The sequence below is a fragment of the Winogradskyella vincentii genome, from assembly GCF_020166345.1.
Lineage (GTDB): Bacteria > Bacteroidota > Bacteroidia > Flavobacteriales > Flavobacteriaceae > Winogradskyella > Winogradskyella vincentii.
On record NZ_JAIUJS010000008.1, the window covers coordinates 86,731 to 107,626 of the forward strand.

At 33.8% G+C, this 20,896-nt stretch carries 19 protein-coding genes; 9 read left to right on the forward strand and 10 right to left on the reverse strand.

Features of this window, described 5'->3' with window-relative positions; genetic code table 11:
- The first annotated feature begins 25 nt into the window (after positions 1 to 25).
- On the forward strand, positions 26 to 2,143 hold the full coding sequence (locus tag LBV24_RS13000) for a thioredoxin domain-containing protein (protein WP_224479090.1): 2,118 nt from the start codon (positions 26 to 28) through the stop codon (positions 2,141 to 2,143).
- Between the two features lie 56 nt (positions 2,144 to 2,199).
- Positions 2,200 to 3,204 carry a LacI family DNA-binding transcriptional regulator gene (locus LBV24_RS13005; RefSeq protein WP_224479091.1) on the forward strand — a complete coding sequence of 335 codons (1,005 nt, stop codon included), beginning with the start codon at positions 2,200 to 2,202 and terminating at the stop codon, positions 3,202 to 3,204.
- 39 nt (positions 3,205 to 3,243) lie between these two features.
- Here LBV24_RS13005 and LBV24_RS13010 read toward each other — a convergent pair whose 3' ends face one another.
- Complete coding sequence (locus LBV24_RS13010) at positions 3,244 to 3,633, reverse strand: hypothetical protein (protein WP_224479092.1); 390 nt, start codon at positions 3,631 to 3,633, stop codon at positions 3,244 to 3,246.
- 92 nt (positions 3,634 to 3,725) lie between these two features.
- Positions 3,726 to 4,961: a 3-deoxy-D-manno-octulosonic acid transferase gene (locus tag LBV24_RS13015; RefSeq protein WP_224479093.1), complete on the reverse strand. Its 1,236-nt coding sequence runs from the start codon at positions 4,959 to 4,961 to the stop codon at positions 3,726 to 3,728.
- Positions 4,962 to 5,079: 118 nt separating this feature from the next.
- On the opposite strand from LBV24_RS13015, the gene LBV24_RS13020 reads away from it, so the two are divergent.
- The 4 genes from LBV24_RS13020 to LBV24_RS13035 all read left to right on the forward strand — a co-directional run bounded on the left by LBV24_RS13020 (position 5,080) and on the right by LBV24_RS13035 (position 8,841).
- Positions 5,080 to 6,240 (forward strand): DegT/DnrJ/EryC1/StrS family aminotransferase, encoded by a 1,161-nt coding sequence (locus tag LBV24_RS13020; RefSeq protein WP_224479094.1) that lies wholly within the window; start codon positions 5,080 to 5,082, stop codon positions 6,238 to 6,240.
- Positions 6,241 to 6,243: 3 nt separating this feature from the next.
- Positions 6,244 to 7,263, forward strand: coding sequence for a UDP-glucose 4-epimerase GalE (gene galE / locus LBV24_RS13025; protein WP_224479095.1), 1,020 nt, complete (start codon positions 6,244 to 6,246; stop codon positions 7,261 to 7,263).
- Between the two features lie 7 nt (positions 7,264 to 7,270).
- The gene (locus LBV24_RS13030; protein ID WP_224479096.1) at positions 7,271 to 8,548 is read left to right on the forward strand and encodes a metal-dependent hydrolase family protein; all 1,278 of its coding nucleotides are present in this window, start codon (positions 7,271 to 7,273) and stop codon (positions 8,546 to 8,548) included.
- Between the two features lie 101 nt (positions 8,549 to 8,649).
- Positions 8,650 to 8,841: a hypothetical protein gene (locus LBV24_RS13035; protein WP_224479097.1), complete on the forward strand. Its 192-nt coding sequence runs from the start codon at positions 8,650 to 8,652 to the stop codon at positions 8,839 to 8,841.
- On the opposite strand, the gene lspA is transcribed toward LBV24_RS13035, so the two are convergent.
- From lspA to LBV24_RS13050, 3 genes are read right to left on the reverse strand one after another with little or no spacing between them, the layout of a single operon-like run.
- Positions 8,838 to 9,341 carry a signal peptidase II gene (lspA, locus tag LBV24_RS13040; RefSeq protein ID WP_224479098.1) on the reverse strand — a complete coding sequence of 168 codons (504 nt, stop codon included), beginning with the start codon at positions 9,339 to 9,341 and terminating at the stop codon, positions 8,838 to 8,840. The two genes, LBV24_RS13035 and lspA, sit on opposite strands and share 4 nt — an antisense overlap.
- Before the next feature lie 11 nt (positions 9,342 to 9,352).
- Positions 9,353 to 10,246 (reverse strand): ACP S-malonyltransferase, encoded by an 894-nt coding sequence (gene fabD, locus LBV24_RS13045; protein ID WP_224479099.1) that lies wholly within the window; start codon positions 10,244 to 10,246, stop codon positions 9,353 to 9,355.
- 36 nt (positions 10,247 to 10,282) lie between these two features.
- Entirely contained in the window at positions 10,283 to 11,215 is a 933-nt protein-coding gene (locus LBV24_RS13050) for a dihydrofolate reductase (protein WP_224479100.1), read from the reverse strand.
- Positions 11,216 to 11,502: 287 nt separating this feature from the next.
- Here LBV24_RS13050 and LBV24_RS13055 point away from each other — a divergent pair, with 287 nt between their 5' ends.
- The gene (locus tag LBV24_RS13055; protein WP_224479101.1) at positions 11,503 to 11,802 is read left to right on the forward strand and encodes an isoamylase early set domain-containing protein; all 300 of its coding nucleotides are present in this window, start codon (positions 11,503 to 11,505) and stop codon (positions 11,800 to 11,802) included.
- Between the two features lie 72 nt (positions 11,803 to 11,874).
- Here LBV24_RS13055 and LBV24_RS13060 read toward each other — a convergent pair whose 3' ends face one another.
- The 5 genes from LBV24_RS13060 to LBV24_RS13080 all read right to left on the reverse strand — a co-directional run bounded on the left by LBV24_RS13060 (position 11,875) and on the right by LBV24_RS13080 (position 17,058).
- Complete coding sequence (locus LBV24_RS13060) at positions 11,875 to 12,699, reverse strand: thymidylate synthase (protein WP_224479102.1); 825 nt, start codon at positions 12,697 to 12,699, stop codon at positions 11,875 to 11,877.
- A gap of 161 nt (positions 12,700 to 12,860) precedes the next feature.
- Entirely contained in the window at positions 12,861 to 14,558 is a 1,698-nt protein-coding gene (locus LBV24_RS13065; RefSeq protein WP_224479103.1) for a nucleoside transporter C-terminal domain-containing protein, read from the reverse strand.
- Positions 14,559 to 14,574: 16 nt separating this feature from the next.
- Positions 14,575 to 15,189, reverse strand: coding sequence for a bifunctional nuclease family protein (locus tag LBV24_RS13070; protein ID WP_224479104.1), 615 nt, complete (start codon positions 15,187 to 15,189; stop codon positions 14,575 to 14,577).
- Positions 15,190 to 15,337: 148 nt separating this feature from the next.
- Positions 15,338 to 16,300, reverse strand: coding sequence for an electron transfer flavoprotein subunit alpha/FixB family protein (locus LBV24_RS13075; protein WP_224479105.1), 963 nt, complete (start codon positions 16,298 to 16,300; stop codon positions 15,338 to 15,340).
- Positions 16,301 to 16,311: 11 nt separating this feature from the next.
- Positions 16,312 to 17,058 carry an electron transfer flavoprotein subunit beta/FixA family protein gene (locus tag LBV24_RS13080; RefSeq protein ID WP_224479106.1) on the reverse strand — a complete coding sequence of 249 codons (747 nt, stop codon included), beginning with the start codon at positions 17,056 to 17,058 and terminating at the stop codon, positions 16,312 to 16,314.
- 242 nt (positions 17,059 to 17,300) lie between these two features.
- On the opposite strand from LBV24_RS13080, the gene LBV24_RS13085 reads away from it, so the two are divergent.
- Both LBV24_RS13085 and LBV24_RS13090 read left to right on the forward strand, forming a co-directional pair.
- Complete coding sequence (locus tag LBV24_RS13085; protein ID WP_224479107.1) at positions 17,301 to 18,278, forward strand: pyruvate dehydrogenase complex E1 component subunit beta; 978 nt, start codon at positions 17,301 to 17,303, stop codon at positions 18,276 to 18,278.
- 89 nt (positions 18,279 to 18,367) lie between these two features.
- The gene (locus tag LBV24_RS13090) at positions 18,368 to 20,878 is read left to right on the forward strand and encodes a DUF5686 and carboxypeptidase-like regulatory domain-containing protein (RefSeq protein ID WP_224479108.1); all 2,511 of its coding nucleotides are present in this window, start codon (positions 18,368 to 18,370) and stop codon (positions 20,876 to 20,878) included.
- Positions 20,879 to 20,896: the final 18 nt, after the last annotated feature.

A 20,896-nucleotide genomic window follows, 5' to 3' on the forward strand; every position in this document is an offset into this window, starting at 1 on the left:
TTATTCTTCAACAATAAAATCATCTATGATAAAGAAGACAATTTTCATATTATGTATGTCATTGTTATTGTTTGGGTGTAACCAGAAGGCCAGTCAACAGGTAGGTGAAAATGGTGCCAACCCAAATGATTTAATAAATGAAACTAGTCCCTATTTATTACAGCATGCTTATAATCCTGTAAATTGGAAAGCTTGGAATGATGAATCATTAGCACTTGCCAAAGCACAAAATAAGCTGATTGTTATTTCGGTTGGTTATTCTGCATGTCATTGGTGTCATGTGATGGAAGAGGAAAGTTTTGAAAACGATTCTGTCGCCAAATTAATGAACGAGAAATTCATCAATATAAAGGTAGATCGAGAAGAACGACCAGATGTAGATCAAGTATATGTTAATGCTGTGACCTTAATGACTGGCAGTGCAGGTTGGCCTTTAAATGTTATCACACTGCCAGATGGTAAGCCAGTTTTTGGAGGTACTTACTTTACCAAAGACCAGTGGTTAAAAGTATTAGAACAGACCTCTTCGCTTTACGAAACAGAACCACAAAAAATGATAGCCTATGCTGAGAAGCTTACCGAAGGTGTTAAAAAAACGGATTTAATAGAAGTCAATAATGAAGAAAATCCATTTAAGGAATCAATACTAGAAAATATAGTTGCTAACCTAAAGACTAATTTGGATTTTGAACTAGGAGGTCAGAAAAAGGCCCCTAAATTTCCAATGCCTAGTCATTTAAATTTTTCATTGCGATATGCACATCATTATAATGATAAGCAACTTTTAGATCATGTCACTACGTCATTAGATAAAATGGCTTATGGTGGTTTATACGATCAAATTGGAGGAGGTTTTTCAAGATACTCTGTAGATGGCAAATGGCATGTGCCGCATTTTGAGAAAATGCTTTATGATAATGCACAATTAGTTAGCACATATGCTAATGCATATAAGTTAACAGGTAATAAGTATTACAAACAAATTATTACTGAGACTTTAAACTTTATTAAAAATGAAATGACTTCGTCAGATGATGCATTTTATTCATCAATTGACGCGGATAGTAAAAATGAAAGTGATGAATTAGAGGAAGGCATTTACTATACTTGGACTAAAGAGGAATTACAGAAAATTTTAAAAGAAGACTATGAATTGTTCAAGCAATATTATAACGTTAACAATATTGGGTTTTGGGAAAAAGGTCATTACATTTTGTATAAGACTGAATCTGATTCTCAGTTTAAAGAAAAAAATCAATTAGACCCAATTCAATTTAGTTCTAAACTAAGTGAATGGAAAAAGTTGTTATTGGCTGAAAGAGATAAGCGAAAATCACCAAGATTAGATGATAAGGCATTGACATCATGGAATGCAATGATGTTAAATGCGTACTTAGATGCCTATAAAGCAATTGGTGATAGCGAATATTTGCAAATAGCATTAAATAATGCAGGATTTATAAGGGATAAACAAATACAAAATAACGGTCAATTATTGCACAGTTATAAAGATGAAGTTAGCTCAATTGATGGATTTTTAGAGGATTACGCACATGTAATTAGTGCATATATCAATTTATATCAAGTGACTATGGACAGGTCATGGCTAAACCTTGCAAAAGACGTAATGGATTATTCAATAAAACATTTTCAAAATAAAGAAAACAGAATGTTTTACTTTACTTCAAATAATGGCTCCAGTTTAATTGCAAGAAAAACCGAAGTTTATGATAATGTAATACCAGCATCTAATTCCGTTCAGGCCAAGAACTTATTTCAATTGGGGTTATATTTTTATGACAAAACATATTTAAATTTAGCTAACCAAATGTTGAGTAACGTAAGTAATGAGTTTGAAAAGTCACCTACAGCATTCACAAATTGGTTAGAGCTATATTTAAACTATGTTAAACCATTTTACGAAGTTGCTATTAGTGGACCAGAGGCGAATGATAAATTGAAGGAGATCAATAGTGCTTATTTACCAAATATAATTGTTGCTGGATCATTAAATGATGATGATTTACCATTATTAATTAATAAATTTACTGAAGGTAATACGTCAATATTTGTATGTGTAAATGGGACTTGTAAGTTGCCAGTACAAGAAGTAAAAAAGGCCCTTAATCAGATTAAAAAATAATTAAATAACGTCAATTCAATTTTAGGAGTTGATGATTATTTAAAACAAATCAAATTATGACCACACTAAAGGAATTAGCAAAATTGCTTAACATATCGGTTTCGACGGTATCCAAAGCTTTGAATGACAGTCATGAGATTAGTGAGCAAACCAAGATTAGGGTGCATGAGTTGGCAGAAAAGCTCAATTATAAACCTAATAGAATTGCACAACAATTAAAGACAAACAAGACCAAGACAATAGGAGTAATATTACCCACGGTCACTAATCCATTTTTTGCAGAGGTATTACATGGTGTAGAAACTGCCGCTTCCAAAAATGACTATGACATTATTGTATGCTTATCTGAAGAGACCTGTGCAAAGGAAGCAAGAAGTTTAGAATTGCTTTCTAATGGCAGTGTAGATGGTTTTATAATTGCTGTGGCAAGAGAGAGTCAAGTCAAACAACAATGGGACCATATAGATTCTATAATAGATAGAAAGATTCCAGTACTGATGTTTGATAGGGTAGTGAAAGATATAGTTTGTGACAAGGTGATTGTAGATGACTTTCAATCGGTTTATGAAGCCACAAAATATCTTATTGAAGAAGAAAAAAGAAAGAATATATTACTTATTAGTAATATTGAAGAATTGAGTGTTGGTAAACTTCGAATAAAAGGATATAAGCAGGCAGTTGAAGAAAATAATCTTACAAGTGATGTATTAAAACTTGATAATGTTGATGACGTAGAAGAAGCATTGTTCAATTACCTTAAGAAGAATAAGGATATTGATGCCATAATTTCTAACGACCATATTACTGGTATTGTTGCGATTAATATGGCTAGAAAATTAGGCAAGGAAATACCAAAGGATATTTCTGTTATTGGTTTTGGCTATGAAAACACTCAGATTATTTCAAGCCCTAAAATTTCTATAATTCATCAAAAAGCATTTGAAATAGGTGAAATTTCAATAAAACTATTAATTGAAAATCTCAATAACGAAGCACACGAATTACAGACCATAATTGTGCCCAGTGAACTTAAGTTAAGTGGTTCAACAAAAAAAGCCTGATCTAACGACCAGGCTTAACTAAGTATTTTTTATTGGTATTTAGTTACCAATACTTCCTTTAGCTTTGTCTACTGCATCATTTCCAGCTTCTTTAGCTTTTTCAATGGCGTCATTTCCAGCTTCCTTTACTTTATCAACAGCATCATTCGCTGCATCTTTAGCTTCGTTAGCCATATCTTCAGCACCATCTTTAACTGCATCTACAGCATCATTCGCTGCATCCTTAGCGCTATCAAGTGCATCACTTGCTGCATCAGTAGCATCTTCCACTGCATCGCTTGCAGCGTCTTTAGCATCGTTAACAGCATCACTTGCAGAATCTGTTGCTTTTTCTACAGCATTTTCTGTTTTTTCTTTTGTCTCTCTACAAGAGTTTAATGATAAACCTAGAGCCGCAACTAGTGCTAAACTCATTACAATTCTTTTCATGTTAATAGTTTTAGTGTTAATTGTTATAGTACGAAAATAGTAATTTTAATGAAATTTTAACATTTTAACTGCTATTTCTCGATGTTATGACCTTAAATACGAATATAATCTAGTATTTGGTTTACGGCACCTTTATTTTCTTTAATGTAATTTGAATTAATGGTACCCATTTCTTTACGTTTGGACACATCATTTAATAACGAAGTCACAATTTTATTAAACTCCTGTTGTGAAGATGCAGAAACTAGACCATTGGACGCCATAAGCGTTTTGGCTTCAGGAAACTTATCAAAGTTTTTACCAATAATTATGGGTATTCCAAATACAGCTGGTTCTAATATGTTATGTAATCCAGTATTTCCAGCACCACCACCAACATAGGCAATGTCTGCATAACTGTAAACCTTAGACAAATAACCTATGGTGTCTAGAATAAAAACATTAGAATTATTAAGATTTTCAGTTTCTGTTTCAGAATAGCAAACGATACTAGCCTTCAATTGTGATTTAAGTGAAGTAATATAATTTGGCTTGATATTATGAGGAGCAATGATATATTTTACAACCTTTGATGAATTATTATTAATAAAGTCTAAGTATAATTTATCGTCTTCAGGCCAAGTGCTTCCAAAAACAATACATAGTTTATTATCGATAAACTTTTCAATGAAAGGAAGTGAATTGTCGATTCTGAGTTGATTTGACACTCTATCAAATCTTGTGTCTCCAGATACTGATACGTTTTTATATTGGATGCTTTCCAACAGTATTTTTGATTTTTCATCTTGAGTGAAAATATGCTTGAATGCAAATAATGCCTTGCGTCTTAAACTACCATACCACTTAAAAAAACTATGGTTTTCTCTAAAAAGTGCAGAAATAAGGATTGCATTTAAATTTCGTCTTCTTATTTCACCAAGAAAGTTTGGCCATATTTCATATTTCACAAATATGATGTATGTTGGGTTCGCCAGATCTAAAAATCGTTTTGTGTTTTGAGCTGTATCTAAGGGTAAGTAAACCACAACATCTGCGATATCAGTATTTTTTCGTACTTCATATCCAGACGGTGAGAAAAAACTTAGGACAATTTTATAATTTGGATGTCTTTTTCTCAGTGCTTCAAATACAGGAAGACCCTGTTCATATTCTCCCAATGAAGCACAATGAAACCAAAACACTTTGTCGTTTTTAGATATTGAAGATTGGAGAAGTTTAAATGTTTCCTTTCTGCCGTTTACACCAAGTTTTAATTTTTGATTATAAACTGCTAAAATTTTAATTAAAACACTGGTAATATAAATCCCTATGTTATAAAATAGCCTCAATAGTTGAAATTTGTGCTAAAATACATTTCTTTCAATTAATTGCATTGGCATAGCAATTACAATTTTGTATTTTCGCTCTAGTCGTATTTTAAGAAACGATTTAATTCAAATCTTCAGAATGAAAAAAATCCAAATGGTTGACCTTCAGAGTCAATACGCTAAAATTAAAGATGTTGTAGACCCTTCAATTCAAGAGGTTATGGAAAGTGCAGCATTTATAAATGGCCCAAAAGTTCATCAATTTCAGAAAAACCTAGAAGAATATTTAGGCGCAAAACATGTTATTCCTTGTGCTAATGGTACTGATGCATTGCAAATTGCTATGATGGGCTTAGGATTAAAACCAGGAGATGAGGTAATTACAGCAGATTTTACATTTGCTGCAACTGTAGAGGTTATTGCGTTATTACAGTTAACACCTGTTTTAGTAGATGTTGATCCTGTAAGTTTTAATATTGATGTGGATGCTATTGAAAAAGCGATTACTCCTAATACAAAAGCAATTGTTCCGGTTCATCTTTTTGGATTAGCTGCCAATATGGACGAAATATTAGATCTTGCTAAAAAGCATAACTTATATGTTATAGAGGACAATGCTCAAGGAATTGGGGCAAACTACACACGTAAAGATGGGTCAAAAATAAAAACTGGTGTTATTGGAGATGTGGCATCAACTTCTTTTTTTCCATCAAAAAATTTGGGATGCTATGGTGATGGAGGAGCAATTTTTACCAATGATGATGATTTGGCCCATACTATAAGAGGAATAGTTAATCATGGTATGTATAAGCGTTATCACCATGATGTGGTGGGGGTGAATTCTAGATTAGATTCAATCCAGGCCGCTGTTTTAGATGCAAAACTACCTCATTTAGATGCTTATAATGATACAAGACGCAATACAGCAAGAAAGTACAATGAGGCATTTAAGAACCATCCTAAAATCACTATTCCTTCAGGAAGAACAGAGTGTGAAGGAATTTGTAGCACTTGCGATTGTCATGTATTTCATCAATATACCTTAAAATTAAAGGATGTAGATAGGGACGCCTTAGTTGCTCATTTAAACGAGAATAATATTCCTTGTGGTGTTTATTACCCTATTCCTTTACATAATCAGAAAGCTTATGTAGACGAGCGATATAATGAAGCAGATTTTACAGTAACGAATGAACTTGTAAAAACAGTAATATCATTACCAATGCATACTGAACTTGATGATGAACAAATTAATTTTATTTCCAACACAGTACTAAATTTTATAAACTCCAATTCTTAATTAATGAAAGTATTAGTAACAGGTGGTTTAGGTTTCATAGGATCTCACACCGTAGTTGAACTGCAAAATAAAGGCTTTGAGGTTGTTATTATAGACAATCTGAGTAACTCTTCAATTGATGTCATTGAAGGCATTACAAAAATTACAAATAAGAGACCTGCATTTGAGAAGTTAGATCTAAGAGATAAGCAAAGTACAGATCAGTTTTTTGAAAAGCATAAGGATATAACAGGTGTTATTCACTTTGCAGCTAGTAAGGCGGTAGGTGAAAGTGTAAAAGAGCCTTTAATGTACTATGAAAATAATATTAATACACTAGTTTACATGTTGCAAAATTTATGTCAACTAGATAATAAAAATTTCATTTTTAGTTCTTCATGTACAGTTTATGGTCAAGCAGACAAACTACCGGTTACTGAATCTGCACCTGTAAAACCTGCAGAATCTCCTTATGGAAACACCAAACAAATAGGTGAGGAAATCATAAGAGACACCTGCAAGGTAAATAAAGATTTAAATGCAATCGCATTGAGATATTTTAATCCAATTGGCGCGCATCCGACATCTGATATTGGTGAATTACCAATTGGTGTTCCACAGAACTTAGTGCCTTATATTACCCAGACAGGAATTGGAATGAGAGATCAATTGTCTGTTTTTGGAGATGATTATCCTACAGAGGATGGTACGTGTATTAGAGATTATATTCATGTTGTGGATCTTGCCAAAGCACATGTTATTGCATTAGAACGTCTTATTGAAAATAAAAGTGATTCAAATTATGAGGTGTTTAATTTGGGCACTGGCAAAGGGAGTTCTGTATTAGAAGTTATTCAATCTTTTGAAAAAGTATCAGGCCAAAAATTGAACTATAAAATTGTGGATAGAAGAGAAGGTGATGTAATCGCAGCGTATGCAGACACAACACATGCCAATAAAGTCCTGGGTTGGAAAACAGAATCCACGTTAGATGATGCCATGGCGTCTGCCTGGAATTGGGAGAAAAAAATTAGAAAAAAATAAAATCAATATGAAGACTTTACTGAACATCTTAGCATTTACATTTACTCTAACAATAGTGGCGCAAAACACCTATTTGCACTGTGGTAATCTTATAGACACTAAATCAGGTAAAGTTTTAAATGAAAAAACAATTGTTATAAAAGGTAATACTATTGTCTCTGTAAATGACGGTTTTATTACTTCAGAAAATCCAGATGATGTTATTATTGATTTAAAATCTAAAACGGTAATGCCTGGATTAATTGATATGCATGTACATATCGAAGGAGAAACAAGTCCGACGCGTTATTTGGATCGTTTTACAAAGAATAAATCTGATGTGGCATTTGTTTCTGCAGAAATTGCAAATAGAACACTATTATCTGGCTTCACTACGGTTAGAGACTTAGGAGGGTCTGGTGTAAATGTTTCTTTACGTGATGCAATAAATAAAGGAATAGTGTCTGGCCCTAGAATCTATACTGCTGAAAAAGCTATTGGGACAACAGGTGGACACGCCGACCCAACAAACGGTATGCGTAAAGATTTAATGGGAGATCCCGGTCCTGCTGAAGGTGTTATTAATAGCCCAGAAGATGCTAGAAAAGCTGTAAGGCAACGTTACAAGAATGGAGCAGATTTAATTAAAATCACAGCAACTGGTGGTGTTTTGAGTGTTGCAAAAAATGGTCAGAATGCCCAGTTTACTCAAGAGGAAGTAAACGAAATAGTCAAAACAGCAGAGGAATACGGAATGGTTGTAGCTGCTCATGCCCATGGCAAAGAAGGGATGAAGCGAGCAGTTATCGGTGGTGTACAAACTATTGAGCACGGTTCCTTTATGGATGCAGAAGTTGCCAAATTAATGAAAGAGAATAATACTTATCTGGTACCAACTTTATCTGCAGGTAGATACGTTGAGGAGAAAGCTAAAATACCAAACTATTATCCAGATGTAATATTACCAAAAATTGCAAGTACTATGGAAGTTCTTGATGATACTTTTAGTATGGTAGTTAAAGAAAATGTTCCAATAGCTTTTGGTACTGATGCAGGTGTTTTTCCTCATGGCGAAAATGCAAAAGAATTTATTTATATGGTAGAGGCTGGCTGGTCACCTATGTTCAGTATTAAGTCTGCAACAATTACTAATGCTAAATTATTGGGCATGGAAGGAAAACTAGGAGTCATAGAGTCTGGTTACTTAGCGGATATTATTGCGGTAGACGAAGATCCTACTAAGGACATTTCTACAATGGAGAATGTCAGTTTTGTAATGAAGGATGGTACTATTTTTAAACAATAGTCTTACCTTGTCTTTTTACGGGTTAACATTATTTTAACAGCTTATACTTGGGATTGCTTTTTAGTCTTTGTTGTTTTGCATTTAATGATAATTGATTAAAAATGAAATTGATAAGCGTAAAACGACAAACTAGAGTCGAGACAAGGTTTACAAAAAAAATGGGATGTTTAAAGACAAACGTAACCTATATCAAAAAACAAATCCTCAATATTCCATATAAAACTATCCATAAATATCGTGAGACATATTATGGTGAGGTAAAAGATTGCAAGCATTGCATGTTAGAACGCTAGGCAATCTCGTTTTTATTTTTCTTCTTACTAACTACACCACTAAATAGAAGCATAATCATACCTGTTGTTACAGACAGGTCAGCTACATTGAAGATACCTGTTTTTATCGTATCGGTAATTTTAATAAAGAAAAAATCGGTAACTTGTCCGTAGACAATACGGTCAAATACGTTTGCGATTCCACCGCCAACAATGCAACAAAAAGCAATTAAACTTGTTCGGTCTAGGTCTTTGGTTTTTACAATGTAATAAATGACATAACCAAGCACTATAGTTGGTAAGATTAATAGAAAAATTAATTTCAAGGTAGGATTCATATCACTGCCCATACCTAGAAAAGCTCCTTTATTTTCTACCCAAATTAGTTGAAAGTAGTCTTTAATGATGTCAATTTCACCACGTGCACCTTCAATCATATTAGACCTAACAATTTTTTTTGAGATTTGGTCAATAGCAATGTTAAAAGCTATAAGTAGAGTAATAAATACGTTTCTATTCAAAATGGATGATGTTAGGCGTTAGAATCTAAACTGGCAGAAGAGGTTTCAGCCTCTTTATGTATTTTTTTAACTAGGCCTTGCAATACCCTACCAGGTCCTACTTCTGTAAAATGTGTGGCACCATCAGCCACCATTTGTTGCACGGACTGTGTCCAACGTACTGGTGCCGTTAACTGAGAAATTAAATTACCTTTTATTTCATTTTCATCTGTAATTGCCGAAGCAGTTACATTTTGGTATATAGGACAATTAGGCTTACTAAAATTTGTGTTTTCAATGGCGCTTGCCAATTCTTCTCTTGCTGGTTCCATCATAGGAGAGTGAAATGCACCACCAACAGGCAATACTAATGCGCGTCTTGCACCTTCCTCCTTAAGGGTTTCACAGGCTTTATTTATTGCTTCAATTTCTCCTGAAATCACCAGTTGACCTGGGCAATTATAATTAGCAGCAACTACAACTCCTTCAGTCATTGCACATACTTTTTCTACAATATCATCATCTAATCCTAATACAGCTGCCATTGTACTAGGTTGTAGCTCACATGCTTTTTGCATAGCCTGTGCACGCTGTGACACTAAGTTTAATCCATCCTCAAAAGTTAAAGCACCATTTGCAACTAAGGCAGAAAATTCACCGAGTGAATGACCTGCAACCATGTCTGGTTTAAAGTTATCTCCAATTGTTTTGGCAAGAATTACAGAATGAAGAAAGATAGCTGGTTGGGTAACCTTTGTTTGCTTAAGATCTTCTGCAGAGCCTTGAAACATAATATCAGTGATATGAAATCCTAATATATCATTGGCTCTCTCAAATAACTCTTGTGCTAATGGAGATTTTTCATAGAGATCTAAGCCCATGCCTGAGAATTGAGCACCTTGTCCTGGAAATATATATGCGTTCATTTTCATTTAAATTTAGTGATGCAAAAATAGGAATATTTATTTTCTCAAATACGTTACAAATGAAAAGGCATGTGCATGTTTTTCATCGGCATCATGTAATATTCTGCTAACCTCTTTCCAAATGGATTTATCAATTTCTGGAAAAAACGTATCAGCATTATCAAAAGTAGCGTGAACCCTAGTGATTTCGAGTTTATCGGCAAGACTAATAGATTGCTTGTATATTTCTCCACCACCTATTATAAAAGGTTGGTCGTCATTTTTAGCAGCATCAATTGCATCTTCTAAGCTATTGACAATAATTACACCTTCAGGAGCTTTATAGTCTTCTTGTCTAGTAATAACAATATGTGTGCGATTTGGAAGAGGCTTCGGAAAGCTTTCAAAAGTTTTACGCCCCATTATAATATGATGCCCATTGGTTAATTTTTTAAATCGTTTCAGATCATTGCTTAAATGCCAAATGAGGTCATTGTCTTTACCAATAGCGTTATTTTCTCCTGCCGCAACAATAACAGTTAATTCCTTAGTCTTTTTTTTTTCTGAAATCTCGGGTTGAGATTGTGCTTCGTTATAGGCTTGAGATTGCGCTATTTTAGATTCTTCTTTAAGAAAATCCTTTTTTAAGGCATCGATGCGTGATTGCTGCAAGTTTACAAGCTTATCTAATTGTAATTTTTCCCATTCCTTACCCATGAATTTATTGGTTATAAACACATTAATAAAGTGATATATAAATAGAAAAAGCCAAGCCAATATGGCATAAACAAACCAATTAACACCAGCAATGGTAAAATCTTTGCCAATTCCTAATACTGTATTAGCAATAATCAAGAACACAGCACCAATAAGAAAAACAACAAAATGAATATATAGACGTTTTTTTTGCCTTATTCTTTTTTGTGCATATTCAATGAGTTCTAATTGATCTTTATCTATTGAAGAAACTTGTTTTTTCTTTCCAAACATAACTGAAATTTGAATGGTTAAAGATACCTAATTTTCACTAAAACGTTTTAGTTTTCCTCAGAGTTTAGAATCGTTAGTTTAACGCAAACGATATAGTTGATAATCAAGGCTTAATAACATTTTCAGAACGTTGATAATCTCATAAAATTAGTCTTATAAAAATATGTATTTTATCAAAAATCTAATGCTATTTTATGAAAGTAATAATTCTTTGGACTTAAGTGAATTAATGTTTATTTAGTGATTTATTCTTTTATACTTTTGACCCATAATTAAATCTATCTATTATGGCAATTAAAAAGCAGTATTTAAAAAGCAAGCCAGTATGTAAGGTTACATTTTCTGTGCCTGCGGAAGAAGCAAAAAAAGTAGCAGTAGTTGGAACATTCAATGAATGGAACGAGAAGAAAGCTGTAAAACTTAAGAAATTAAAAAGCGGAACCTTTAAAGGAACCGTTGATTTAGAAAAAGACAATTCTTACGAATTTAGATATGTTGTTGATGGTACTTACATCAATGATGAGCAAGCGGATGCTTATGCATGGAGTGATTATGCAGGAGCTGAGAATGGCGTTTTGAATTTGTAATTATTAATGTGCTATTAATCAATAAAAAAGCGCCTCAATTTTGAGGCGCTTTTTTATTGATAGTTTTTTAATTTAAACTGCAACTATACCTTTAATATGTGGATGTGGATTATAATCTACTAAAGTAAAGTCTTCAAATTTGAAATCGAAAATGTCTTTTACTTCAGGATTCAAAATCATTTTTGGCAATGGTCTAATATCTCGGGAAAGTTGTAATTCTAACTGCTCTAAATGATTATTATAGATATGGGCATCTCCAAACGTATGAATAAATTCACCCGCTTCGAATCCACAAACTTGTGCCATCATCATGGTAAATAATGCATAGGATGCAATATTAAACGGTACACCCAAAAATATATCTGCACTTCTTTGATATAATTGACAAGAGAGTTTTCCGTCTGCAACATAAAACTGAAAGAAAGCATGGCATGGTGGTAGGGCTGCTTTGCCATTAGCTACATTCTCTGAAAATGATTTTGAGGTGTCTGGTAATACTGAAGGGTTCCAAGCAGATACTAACATTCTTCTGCTATCTGGATTTCTTTTTAAACCTTCAATTACCGCCTTTATTTGGTCAATATCTTCACTTGCCCAATTGCGCCATTGATGACCGTAAACTGGTCCTAAGTCACCATTTTCATCAGCCCATTCATTCCAAATTCTAACACCATTTTCATTTAAGTAGTTAATATTTGTGTCACCTCTTAAAAACCAAAGCAATTCATATATTATAGATTTAAGATGTAATTTTTTGGTTGTGACCATCGGGAAACCTTCACTTAAATCAAATCGCATTTGATAACCAAAAACGCTCTTTGTACCAGTGCCTGTTCTATCACTTTTTTCATTGCCGTTTTCTAATACATGTTTTACTAAGTCGTGATATTGTTTCATAAGCGTAATATGTCCAGTCCTGTTTGGGCTAGAATTTTTTAGAAAATTATTCGGGAACGAATTTAATTAAAAAGTCAATTAAATTTGGACTAAAGAGTTTGTCAGATATTAAAAGTTATTAACGTTTACTATTAGATTTTGTAACGTTTAAATTGGTTTGCTTAACCAATGATCATACCTGCAATTGTAGCAGATAAAAGCGAAGCTAAAGTACCTCCAATAAGAGCCTTAATGCCAAACTCAGATAAAGTTTTACGTTGACCAGGTGCTAAGGATCCTATACCTCCAATTTGTATACCTATAGAAGCGAAATTTGCGAAACCACACAACATATATGTAGCCATGATAATAGATTTCTGATATTTCAAATGAAGCAATTGTGCCGGATTTTTTAGTTCGGCCAGTTGAATATAACCCACAAATTCACTTGCTGCTAATTTGATTCCTAATAGTTGTCCCATTAGGGCAATATCTTCTTTTGCCACACCAATTAACCACATTAATGGCGCAAATGTATAACCAAGAATAAACTCTAGTGAAAACTCAGAATAGGTTGTATTACTGGCAATCCAACTATTTAGATTTGTAATATCACCAGCCCATCCTAGGATACCATTTATCATTGCGATAAAAGCAAGGAAAACTAGAAGCATAGCACCAACATTAACTGCTAATTTTAATCCTTCGGTAGTACCGTTAGCAATAGCATCTAATATATTTGAGCCTATTTTATCTTGAGTTATTTTTATTTCAGAATTGATTTTTTCCTGTTGAGGGTATAATATCTTTGAAATTACAATTGCTCCTGGAGCTGCCATTACTGAAGCTGTTAATAAATGCTTAGCATAGAATAATCTAAGTGCTTCATCTGAACCACCCAAAAAGCCAATATAAGCTGCCAAAACTCCACCTGCCACAGTTGCCATTCCACCAATCATCACTAAAAGGATTTCTGACTTTGTCATCTTTTCTAAGTAGGCCTTAATCATCAATGGTGATTCGGTTTGGCCCAAAAAGATATTACCTGCAACACTTAAGCTCTCAGCTCCAGAAATCTGTAATAATTTGGTGAGTAACCACGCCATTCCTTTTACTACTTTCTGGATTATTCCAAGATAGAATAAGACTGAAGTTAGGGCAGAGAAGAATATTATAGTAGGTAAAATTGAAACTGCAAACGTCATTAAAGAATCTGCAATTTCATTGGTGCTGAATGATGCAAATAGAAATTTTGTTCCAGCCATAGTAAAATCGAGAACACTAATAAACAGACCACCAACCCATTCAAATGCTGACTGAACAAATGGTACTTTGAGAACTCCAACAGCCAAAACTAATTGGGCAAGTAATCCAAATCCAACTGTGCGCCAATTAATAGCTTTTCGATTTTTACTTAATAGAAACGCGATTATTAATAAAACCAACATACCCAATGCACCACGCATTAGACTATTGAGTGTAAACCCTTGACTTGGTATAATATCATTTGTAATTACCTTATCCTTAATAAAAGGTTTGTAGCTATAAGCGATGTTATTTTCCGTAAAAACTAAGGTAGAATCCGTTAATTCCTTAATTCTATAATGTCTTATGGTATCTTTTGGTGAGGAATAATAGAGTACTAATACATTGTTTTGATGCAAATAGTCACCAGACGCCCTTAAATTATTCTTTGCGTCAAGTGAATAATTAAATTTTCCGGCATCAAATCTAAGTGTATCTGATTCAATGGTATTGAACAAATTTTGTCCTGAAGTATCTTTAATAGATTCGAATTGCCAGGTTTTTTCAAGCTCTTGAGCTGTTATTGTAGAGAGTGCAATAAAAAAAGCTAATAGGGCTTTGAAAAATTTTGTCATCGAAGTTGTTGATTAGTTAACGCTTAGAAATTTCATCTCGTATCTTGGCAGCTTTCTCATAATCTTCATTGTTCACAGCCTCATCAAGAAGTGTTTTCAGCTCATCTAAAGATTTATCTTTGTAACCTTCTTGCTCAATTACTGCAGTTTCAATTTCTTCAGCAACAAGATCGTCAACCAAAATACTATCTTCTTCCTCATCCTCTTTTTTAGGATTTACCTTAAGATAGATTCCTGCCTTGTCTAAGATGTTTTTATATGTAAAAATTGGAGCCTGAAACCTTAATGCTAAAGCGATTGCGTCACTAGTTCTGGCGTCTATAATTTCCTCAATTTTATCGCGTTCGCAAATTAAGCTCGAATAGAAGACACCATCCACAAGTTTATGAATAATCACCTGCTTAACAACAATGTCAAATCGATCCGCAAAATTTTTAAATAAATCGTGTGTTAATGGTCGAGGAGGTCTAATTTCCTTTTCTAGGGCAATTGCTATGGATTGAGCTTCAAAGGCTCCAATCACAATAGGAAGTTTTCTGTCGCCATCAACTTCATTGAGTATTAACGCATAAGCACCATTCTGAGTTTGGCTATAGGAAATTCCCTTTATATTTAAACGAACTAAGCTCATAAAATGTAAAACACAAAGAACCGTTTAAATTTGGACTTTACCAACTGTATTTAACAGTTTTGGTTTTTTAACTGAACAAACAATAATTATAATGCGTCAGTGACATTCCAAATTTAAACAGTCCTATTGACAATACAAGTTAATAAATTTATGCGTTTTGTGCTTTAAAAGCTTTTAATTTTTCTGTTAATTTTGGTACTACTTCAAAAGCGTCACCAACAATACCATAATCTGCTGCTTTAAAGAAAGGAGCTTCAGAATCAGTATTAATTACGACTTTTACCTTAGAAGAATTTATACCAGCTAAATGCTGTATAGCGCCAGAAATACCAATAGCTATATATAAGTTAGAAGCAACAGGTTTGCCTGTTTGTCCAACGTGTTCACTATGAGGTCTCCAGCCTAAATCTGATACAGGTTTTGAACATGCTGTTGCAGCTCCAAGAACTTCAGCTAAATCTTCTACTAAAGCCCAGTTTTCAGGACCTTTTAATCCTCTACCTCCAGAAACAACAATTTCGGCATCTGCAATACTTACCTTATCGGTTGCCTTATCAACAGATTCTACTGATACTCCTGAGTCTGGTATTGAAGGAGTAAATTCCTCAACTGAGGCACTTCCTCCAGATTCTACTAATCCAAATGAATTATTTGAGAGTCCTACTAGTTTTATATCTGTGCTAATTTCTGTATTGGCGAAGGCCTTGTTTGTAAAAGCTGTTCTTTTTACTGTAAAAGGTGATGCACTTGATGGTGCTTCAACTACATTTGAAACATAACCTGCTTCTAATCCAACCGCCAATAAAGGAGCCAAATATTTACTATCTGCGCTAGAGCTAACAATTACCACATTTCCGCCATCTTGCTTTACGGCTTGCTCTATTACTGAAGCATATTGTTTGGCGTTAAATGTATCTAGGTTTGCATTATTGACAGACAATACTTTTGATGCTCCATAGTTACCTAGACTTTCTGCATTTTCTGCATTTATTGTCACTGCAGTAACTGAAGTACCCATTTGATCTGCAACTGCCTTAGCATAAGAAACAACTTCAAATGCGGCTTTCTTAAATTTTCCTTTTTCTGATTCTGTATATACTATAACTGACATAACTTGTTTTTTTAAATCACCTTAGCTTCATTATGAAGTAAGCTTACTAATTCATCTACATTATCTGCATCAACCAATTTAACGGCTCCTTTTGGTGCTGGTTTTTCAAAACTTGTAGCATTGGTTTCAGCACTTGGATCTATTGGTTCCATTACGTTTAGAGGTTTTTTTCTCGCCATCATAATACCTCTCATGTTAGGGATTCTCAAGTCACTTTCTTCTACCAATCCTTTCTGACCTCCTATAACCAAAGGAAGAGATGTAGAAACAGTTTCTTTACCACCATCTATTTCTCTTACGGCCTTAGCACTAGTACCTTCAATTTCTAAACCTATACAATTGGCAACAAAATTTGCGCCTATTAATGATGCCAACATTCCTGGTACCATACCTCCATTATAATCAATAGATTCACGACCAGCAATAACGAGATCGTAGGCGCCGTCTTTAACAACTTTGGCTAATTGTTTTGCCACGGCAAAACCATCAGTAGCTTCTGTGTTAACTCTAATTGCGGCGTCTGCACCAATCGCTAAAGCTTTTCTTAATGTAGGTTCTGTTTCTGGTCCTCCAACATTTACAACGTCAACACTTGCTCCTTGTTTTTCTTTAAACCACATGGCACGTGTTAATCCAAATTCGTCATTAGGATTTATTACAAACTGAACACCATTGGTGTCAAATTTCGTGTCACCATCAGTGAAATTAATCTTTGATGTTGTATCAGGTACATGACTAATACACACTAAAATCTTCATATTTATATATTATTTAGTTTTTATTAATGCTTTTTTACATTACGAGAACGTTATCGTAAATGCCAAAAATATTTACATTTTTATAACAATTTAAGGCGATTGAAAGCCCTATTTATTGCGGTAGCGAAGATAAATATTTTATTTCGAATATTTACTATGCACGCATAATAAATTTTAAAGAAATTTGACATATATAGTTTTTCATTTATTCCTATTTTTGCTACTCGATTAAAAAATAGATAATGAAGACAATTCAATTTAGAGAAGCTGTTTGCGAAGCAATGAGCGAAGAAATGCGTCGCGACGAAAGCGTTTATCTAATGGGCGAGGAAGTGGCTGAATATAATGGTGCCTATAAAGCATCAAAAGGAATGCTTGATGAATTTGGTCCAAAGCGAGTTTTAGATACTCCAATTGCAGAATTAGGATTTGCTGGTATAGCCATTGGTTCTACAATGACAGGTAATAGACCAATTGTGGAGTACATGACTTTTAACTTCTCTTTAGTTGGTATTGATCAAATTATCAATAATGCTGCGAAGATTAGACAGATGTCTGGAGGTCAGTTTAAGTGCCCTATTGTATTTAGAGGACCTACTGCTTCAGCAGGACAATTGGCAGCAACCCACTCACAGGCCTTTGAAAGCTGGTTTGCGAATACACCAGGTTTAAAAGTTATAGTACCTTCTAACCCATATGATGCAAAGGGATTATTAAAATCAGCCATCAGAGATGACGATCCTGTTATTTTTATGGAAAGTGAGCAAATGTATGGTGATAAGGGCGAAGTGCCAGAAGGAGAATATACAATTCCTATCGGTGTTGCAGAAATTAAAAGGGAGGGAACTGATGTTACTATAGTTTCGTTTGGTAAAATTATTAAAGAAGCATATAAGGCCGCAGACGTGCTTGCAGAAGAAGGAATAAGCTGTGAGATTATAGATTTGAGAACGGTTAGACCAATGGATAGAAAAGCCATTCTTGATTCTGTTAAGAAAACGAATAGACTTGTAGTTTTAGAGGAAGCTTGGCCTTTTGGTAATGTTGCTACTGAGATTACATATTTAGTTCAGTCTGAAGCATTTGATTATCTCGATGCACCAATCGTAAAAATTAATACCGCTGATACTCCAGCACCTTACTCACCAGTATTACTAGCTGAATGGTTACCTAATAGTGACGATGTTGTTAAAGCAGTGAAAAAAGTGATGTATAAATAAATAATTCGCAGTTTTTTGCGTTAAATAGACTTCATTGATAACCGTAGAGACCTTAAAAGTTTGGTTGTCGATGAAGTCTGTTTTTTAATATGAAAATAAAACTACTTTCCTTTCTATTAACCATTTCATCAATTTGTGCATATGCCCAGACAAAGGTTAGTGGTTATGTTTTTGATGAATATAACGAACCTATTGCATATGCAAATATCCTATTTAAAGGCTCAACAGAGGGGACAACAACTAACGAAAACGGACGATTTTATCTTGAATCTGATGAAAAGTGGGACACGCTTATCGTATCTTTTATTGGCTATGAGCTTCTAGAAATACCACTTACAAAAAGTGTCAATTTTAATTTAAAATTTATTTTGAAAGAAGAGGCATCCTCATTAGATGAGGTTGTAATAATAACCGGTAAACAATCTAAGAAAGCCTCAGAAAATCCTGCGGTTAAATTGCTAGAGAAAATTTGGGAAAGGAAACGTCAAAATGGACTTAATCAATTTAATCAATATGAATACGATCAATATGAAAAGGTAGAGTTTGACCTTAATACAATCGATAGTTCTTTGATTAAAAGTAAGTTGTTTAGAGGGATGGAGTTTGTTTTTGAAGAAGTAGATACTTCTAGTGTAACAGGTAAAACCTATTTGCCAATATTTTTGAATGAATCCGTAAAGAAAGTTTCTGGAGATAATATTCTTAATAAAGAGCGTCAAGATTTAGTAGGAAACAAAAACAGTGGCTTTAGCAATAATCAAGTCATTATAGACTTTATTGACGACTTATATTCAGAGTACAATGTATATGACAATTACATAAAGTTCTTTGATAAAAGCTTTGTGAGTCCATTGGGCAGGTCTGGTGTTCAGACCTACAATTATGTGCTATCAGATAGTGCCTTTATTGATAACAAATGGTGTTATAATATTATTTACTATCCAAGGCGGAAAAATGAACTGACCTTTAAGGGAGATTTTTGGGTTAACGACTCTACCTATGCTATAAAAGAAATTAATATGCAGGCCTCAAAGAGTGCCAATATAAACTGGGTAAAAGAAATTTATATTGAGCAAGAATTTGAGGTGTTGAACGACTCTGTGTTTTTAATAAAACGAGATTATTTTTTATCTGATTTTGCTTTTAATAAGAAAGAGAAATCTCGTGGTGTTTATGGTAAACGTACTACATTATATGACAACTATAAATTTAACGACCCAAAAGATCCTAAATATTATGACCAAGTAGTTTATAATTACGATGCAGACGTATATAATAGGGGCGAAGATTTTTGGGATCAAAATAGGTTAGAAGCTCTCAATAAAGACGAAAAAGGTGTCTATACAATGTTAGATACTCTAAAGACAGTTAAAAAGTTTAAACGACTGTATAATTTAGGAAGCATTCTGGCATCTGGTTATGTAGAGTTTCCAAGTATTAATTTTGATTATGGGCCAATATTCTCAACATTTGGATTTAATGATGTTGAAGGTTTACGAATAAGAACAGGCGGAAGAACTTATTTTGGGCCAAATGACCTTTGGAGACTCGAAGGTTTTGTAGCGTACGGCTTTAGAGATAATAAGTTTAAACATGGAATTTCTGGTAAATGGCTGTTGGACAAGAAGAGCAGGCTTACGGTTTTTGGTGGCCACCGAAGAGATATAGAACAGATAGGAGCAAGTTTAACTAGCTCTACTGACGTATTAGGTAGAAGTTTAGCTTCAAATGCGGTATTTACAGCGGGAGCTAATGATAAGCTTTCTAACATAAATCTTACAAATTTTGGTGTTGCAATAGAACCTCTAAGAAATTTGGAGGTGAGATGGGATGGTAGTTTTAGGAAGATAAGTAGTGCCTCACCAACATTTAGTTTAGATTTTAATGATCCAACGTCTACGACAGGAATTAGTTCTGAAGTTAAGCAGTTTGAAAGTAGATTTTCTCTAGGCTATTTCCCTAAACGCCAGATGACTGGCTTTGGCGTGGAACGAAAAAATAAGAATGACAATTTCGCCCGATTGTTTGCTCAAGTCACTAGAGGGGACAAGAATTGGTTTAACAGTGATTTTGATTATACTAAACTTCAATTATCTTATATTCAACCTTGGCAGATTGGTGGATTTGGAAGATTAGTTAGTTCAGTAGAACTAGGAAAAACATTTGGTGAAGTTCCGTTGGCCTTGCTTAGTATTGTTCCTGGTAATCAAACCTACTTTTCAATATATAATACTTTCCCGCAATTAGATTTTTATGAATTTGTAACAGACACGTATTCCTCATTGCATTTAGAACATAATTTCAATGGAAGATTATTTTCAAGAATTCCTTTCTTAAAGAAATATAATCTTAGAGCTATAGTCGCACTTAGAGGTGTTTGGGGTGAGTTGTCTGATGAAAATATAGCATTAAGTACAACAGGTAACCCATTAGAGTTTCCTTTGATTGCGCCAGATTCTGAAGTTTATTATGAATATAGCTTCGGTGTAGCAAATATCTTCAAAGTGCTAAGAATTGACTTCAACTTTAGAGGGAATTATCTTAATAATCCAGACGCAAGACGATTTGGAGTAACAGGTAGTTTTGGTTTTTATTTCTAATTTAACACTGTTAGAATA

Coding starts and splice junctions, on each gene's coding strand:
- LBV24_RS13000 (WP_224479090.1), top strand. CDS start 26: ATGATAAAGAAGACAATTTTCATATTATGTATGTCATTGTTATTGTTT.
- LBV24_RS13005 (WP_224479091.1), top strand. CDS start 2,200: ATGACCACACTAAAGGAATTAGCAAAATTGCTTAACATATCGGTTTCG.
- LBV24_RS13010 (WP_224479092.1), bottom strand. CDS start 3,633: ATGAAAAGAATTGTAATGAGTTTAGCACTAGTTGCGGCTCTAGGTTTA.
- LBV24_RS13020 (WP_224479094.1), top strand. CDS start 5,080: ATGAAAAAAATCCAAATGGTTGACCTTCAGAGTCAATACGCTAAAATT.
- galE (WP_224479095.1), top strand. CDS start 6,244: ATGAAAGTATTAGTAACAGGTGGTTTAGGTTTCATAGGATCTCACACC.
- LBV24_RS13030 (WP_224479096.1), top strand. CDS start 7,271: ATGAAGACTTTACTGAACATCTTAGCATTTACATTTACTCTAACAATA.
- LBV24_RS13035 (WP_224479097.1), top strand. CDS start 8,650: ATGAAATTGATAAGCGTAAAACGACAAACTAGAGTCGAGACAAGGTTT.
- fabD (WP_224479099.1), bottom strand. CDS start 10,246: ATGAACGCATATATATTTCCAGGACAAGGTGCTCAATTCTCAGGCATG.
- LBV24_RS13050 (WP_224479100.1), bottom strand. CDS start 11,215: ATGTTTGGAAAGAAAAAACAAGTTTCTTCAATAGATAAAGATCAATTA.
- LBV24_RS13055 (WP_224479101.1), top strand. CDS start 11,503: ATGGCAATTAAAAAGCAGTATTTAAAAAGCAAGCCAGTATGTAAGGTT.
- LBV24_RS13060 (WP_224479102.1), bottom strand. CDS start 12,699: ATGAAACAATATCACGACTTAGTAAAACATGTATTAGAAAACGGCAAT.
- LBV24_RS13065 (WP_224479103.1), bottom strand. CDS start 14,558: ATGACAAAATTTTTCAAAGCCCTATTAGCTTTTTTTATTGCACTCTCT.
- LBV24_RS13070 (WP_224479104.1), bottom strand. CDS start 15,189: ATGAGCTTAGTTCGTTTAAATATAAAGGGAATTTCCTATAGCCAAACT.
- LBV24_RS13075 (WP_224479105.1), bottom strand. CDS start 16,300: ATGTCAGTTATAGTATATACAGAATCAGAAAAAGGAAAATTTAAGAAA.
- LBV24_RS13080 (WP_224479106.1), bottom strand. CDS start 17,058: ATGAAGATTTTAGTGTGTATTAGTCATGTACCTGATACAACATCAAAG.
- LBV24_RS13085 (WP_224479107.1), top strand. CDS start 17,301: ATGAAGACAATTCAATTTAGAGAAGCTGTTTGCGAAGCAATGAGCGAA.
- LBV24_RS13090 (WP_224479108.1), top strand. CDS start 18,368: ATGAAAATAAAACTACTTTCCTTTCTATTAACCATTTCATCAATTTGT.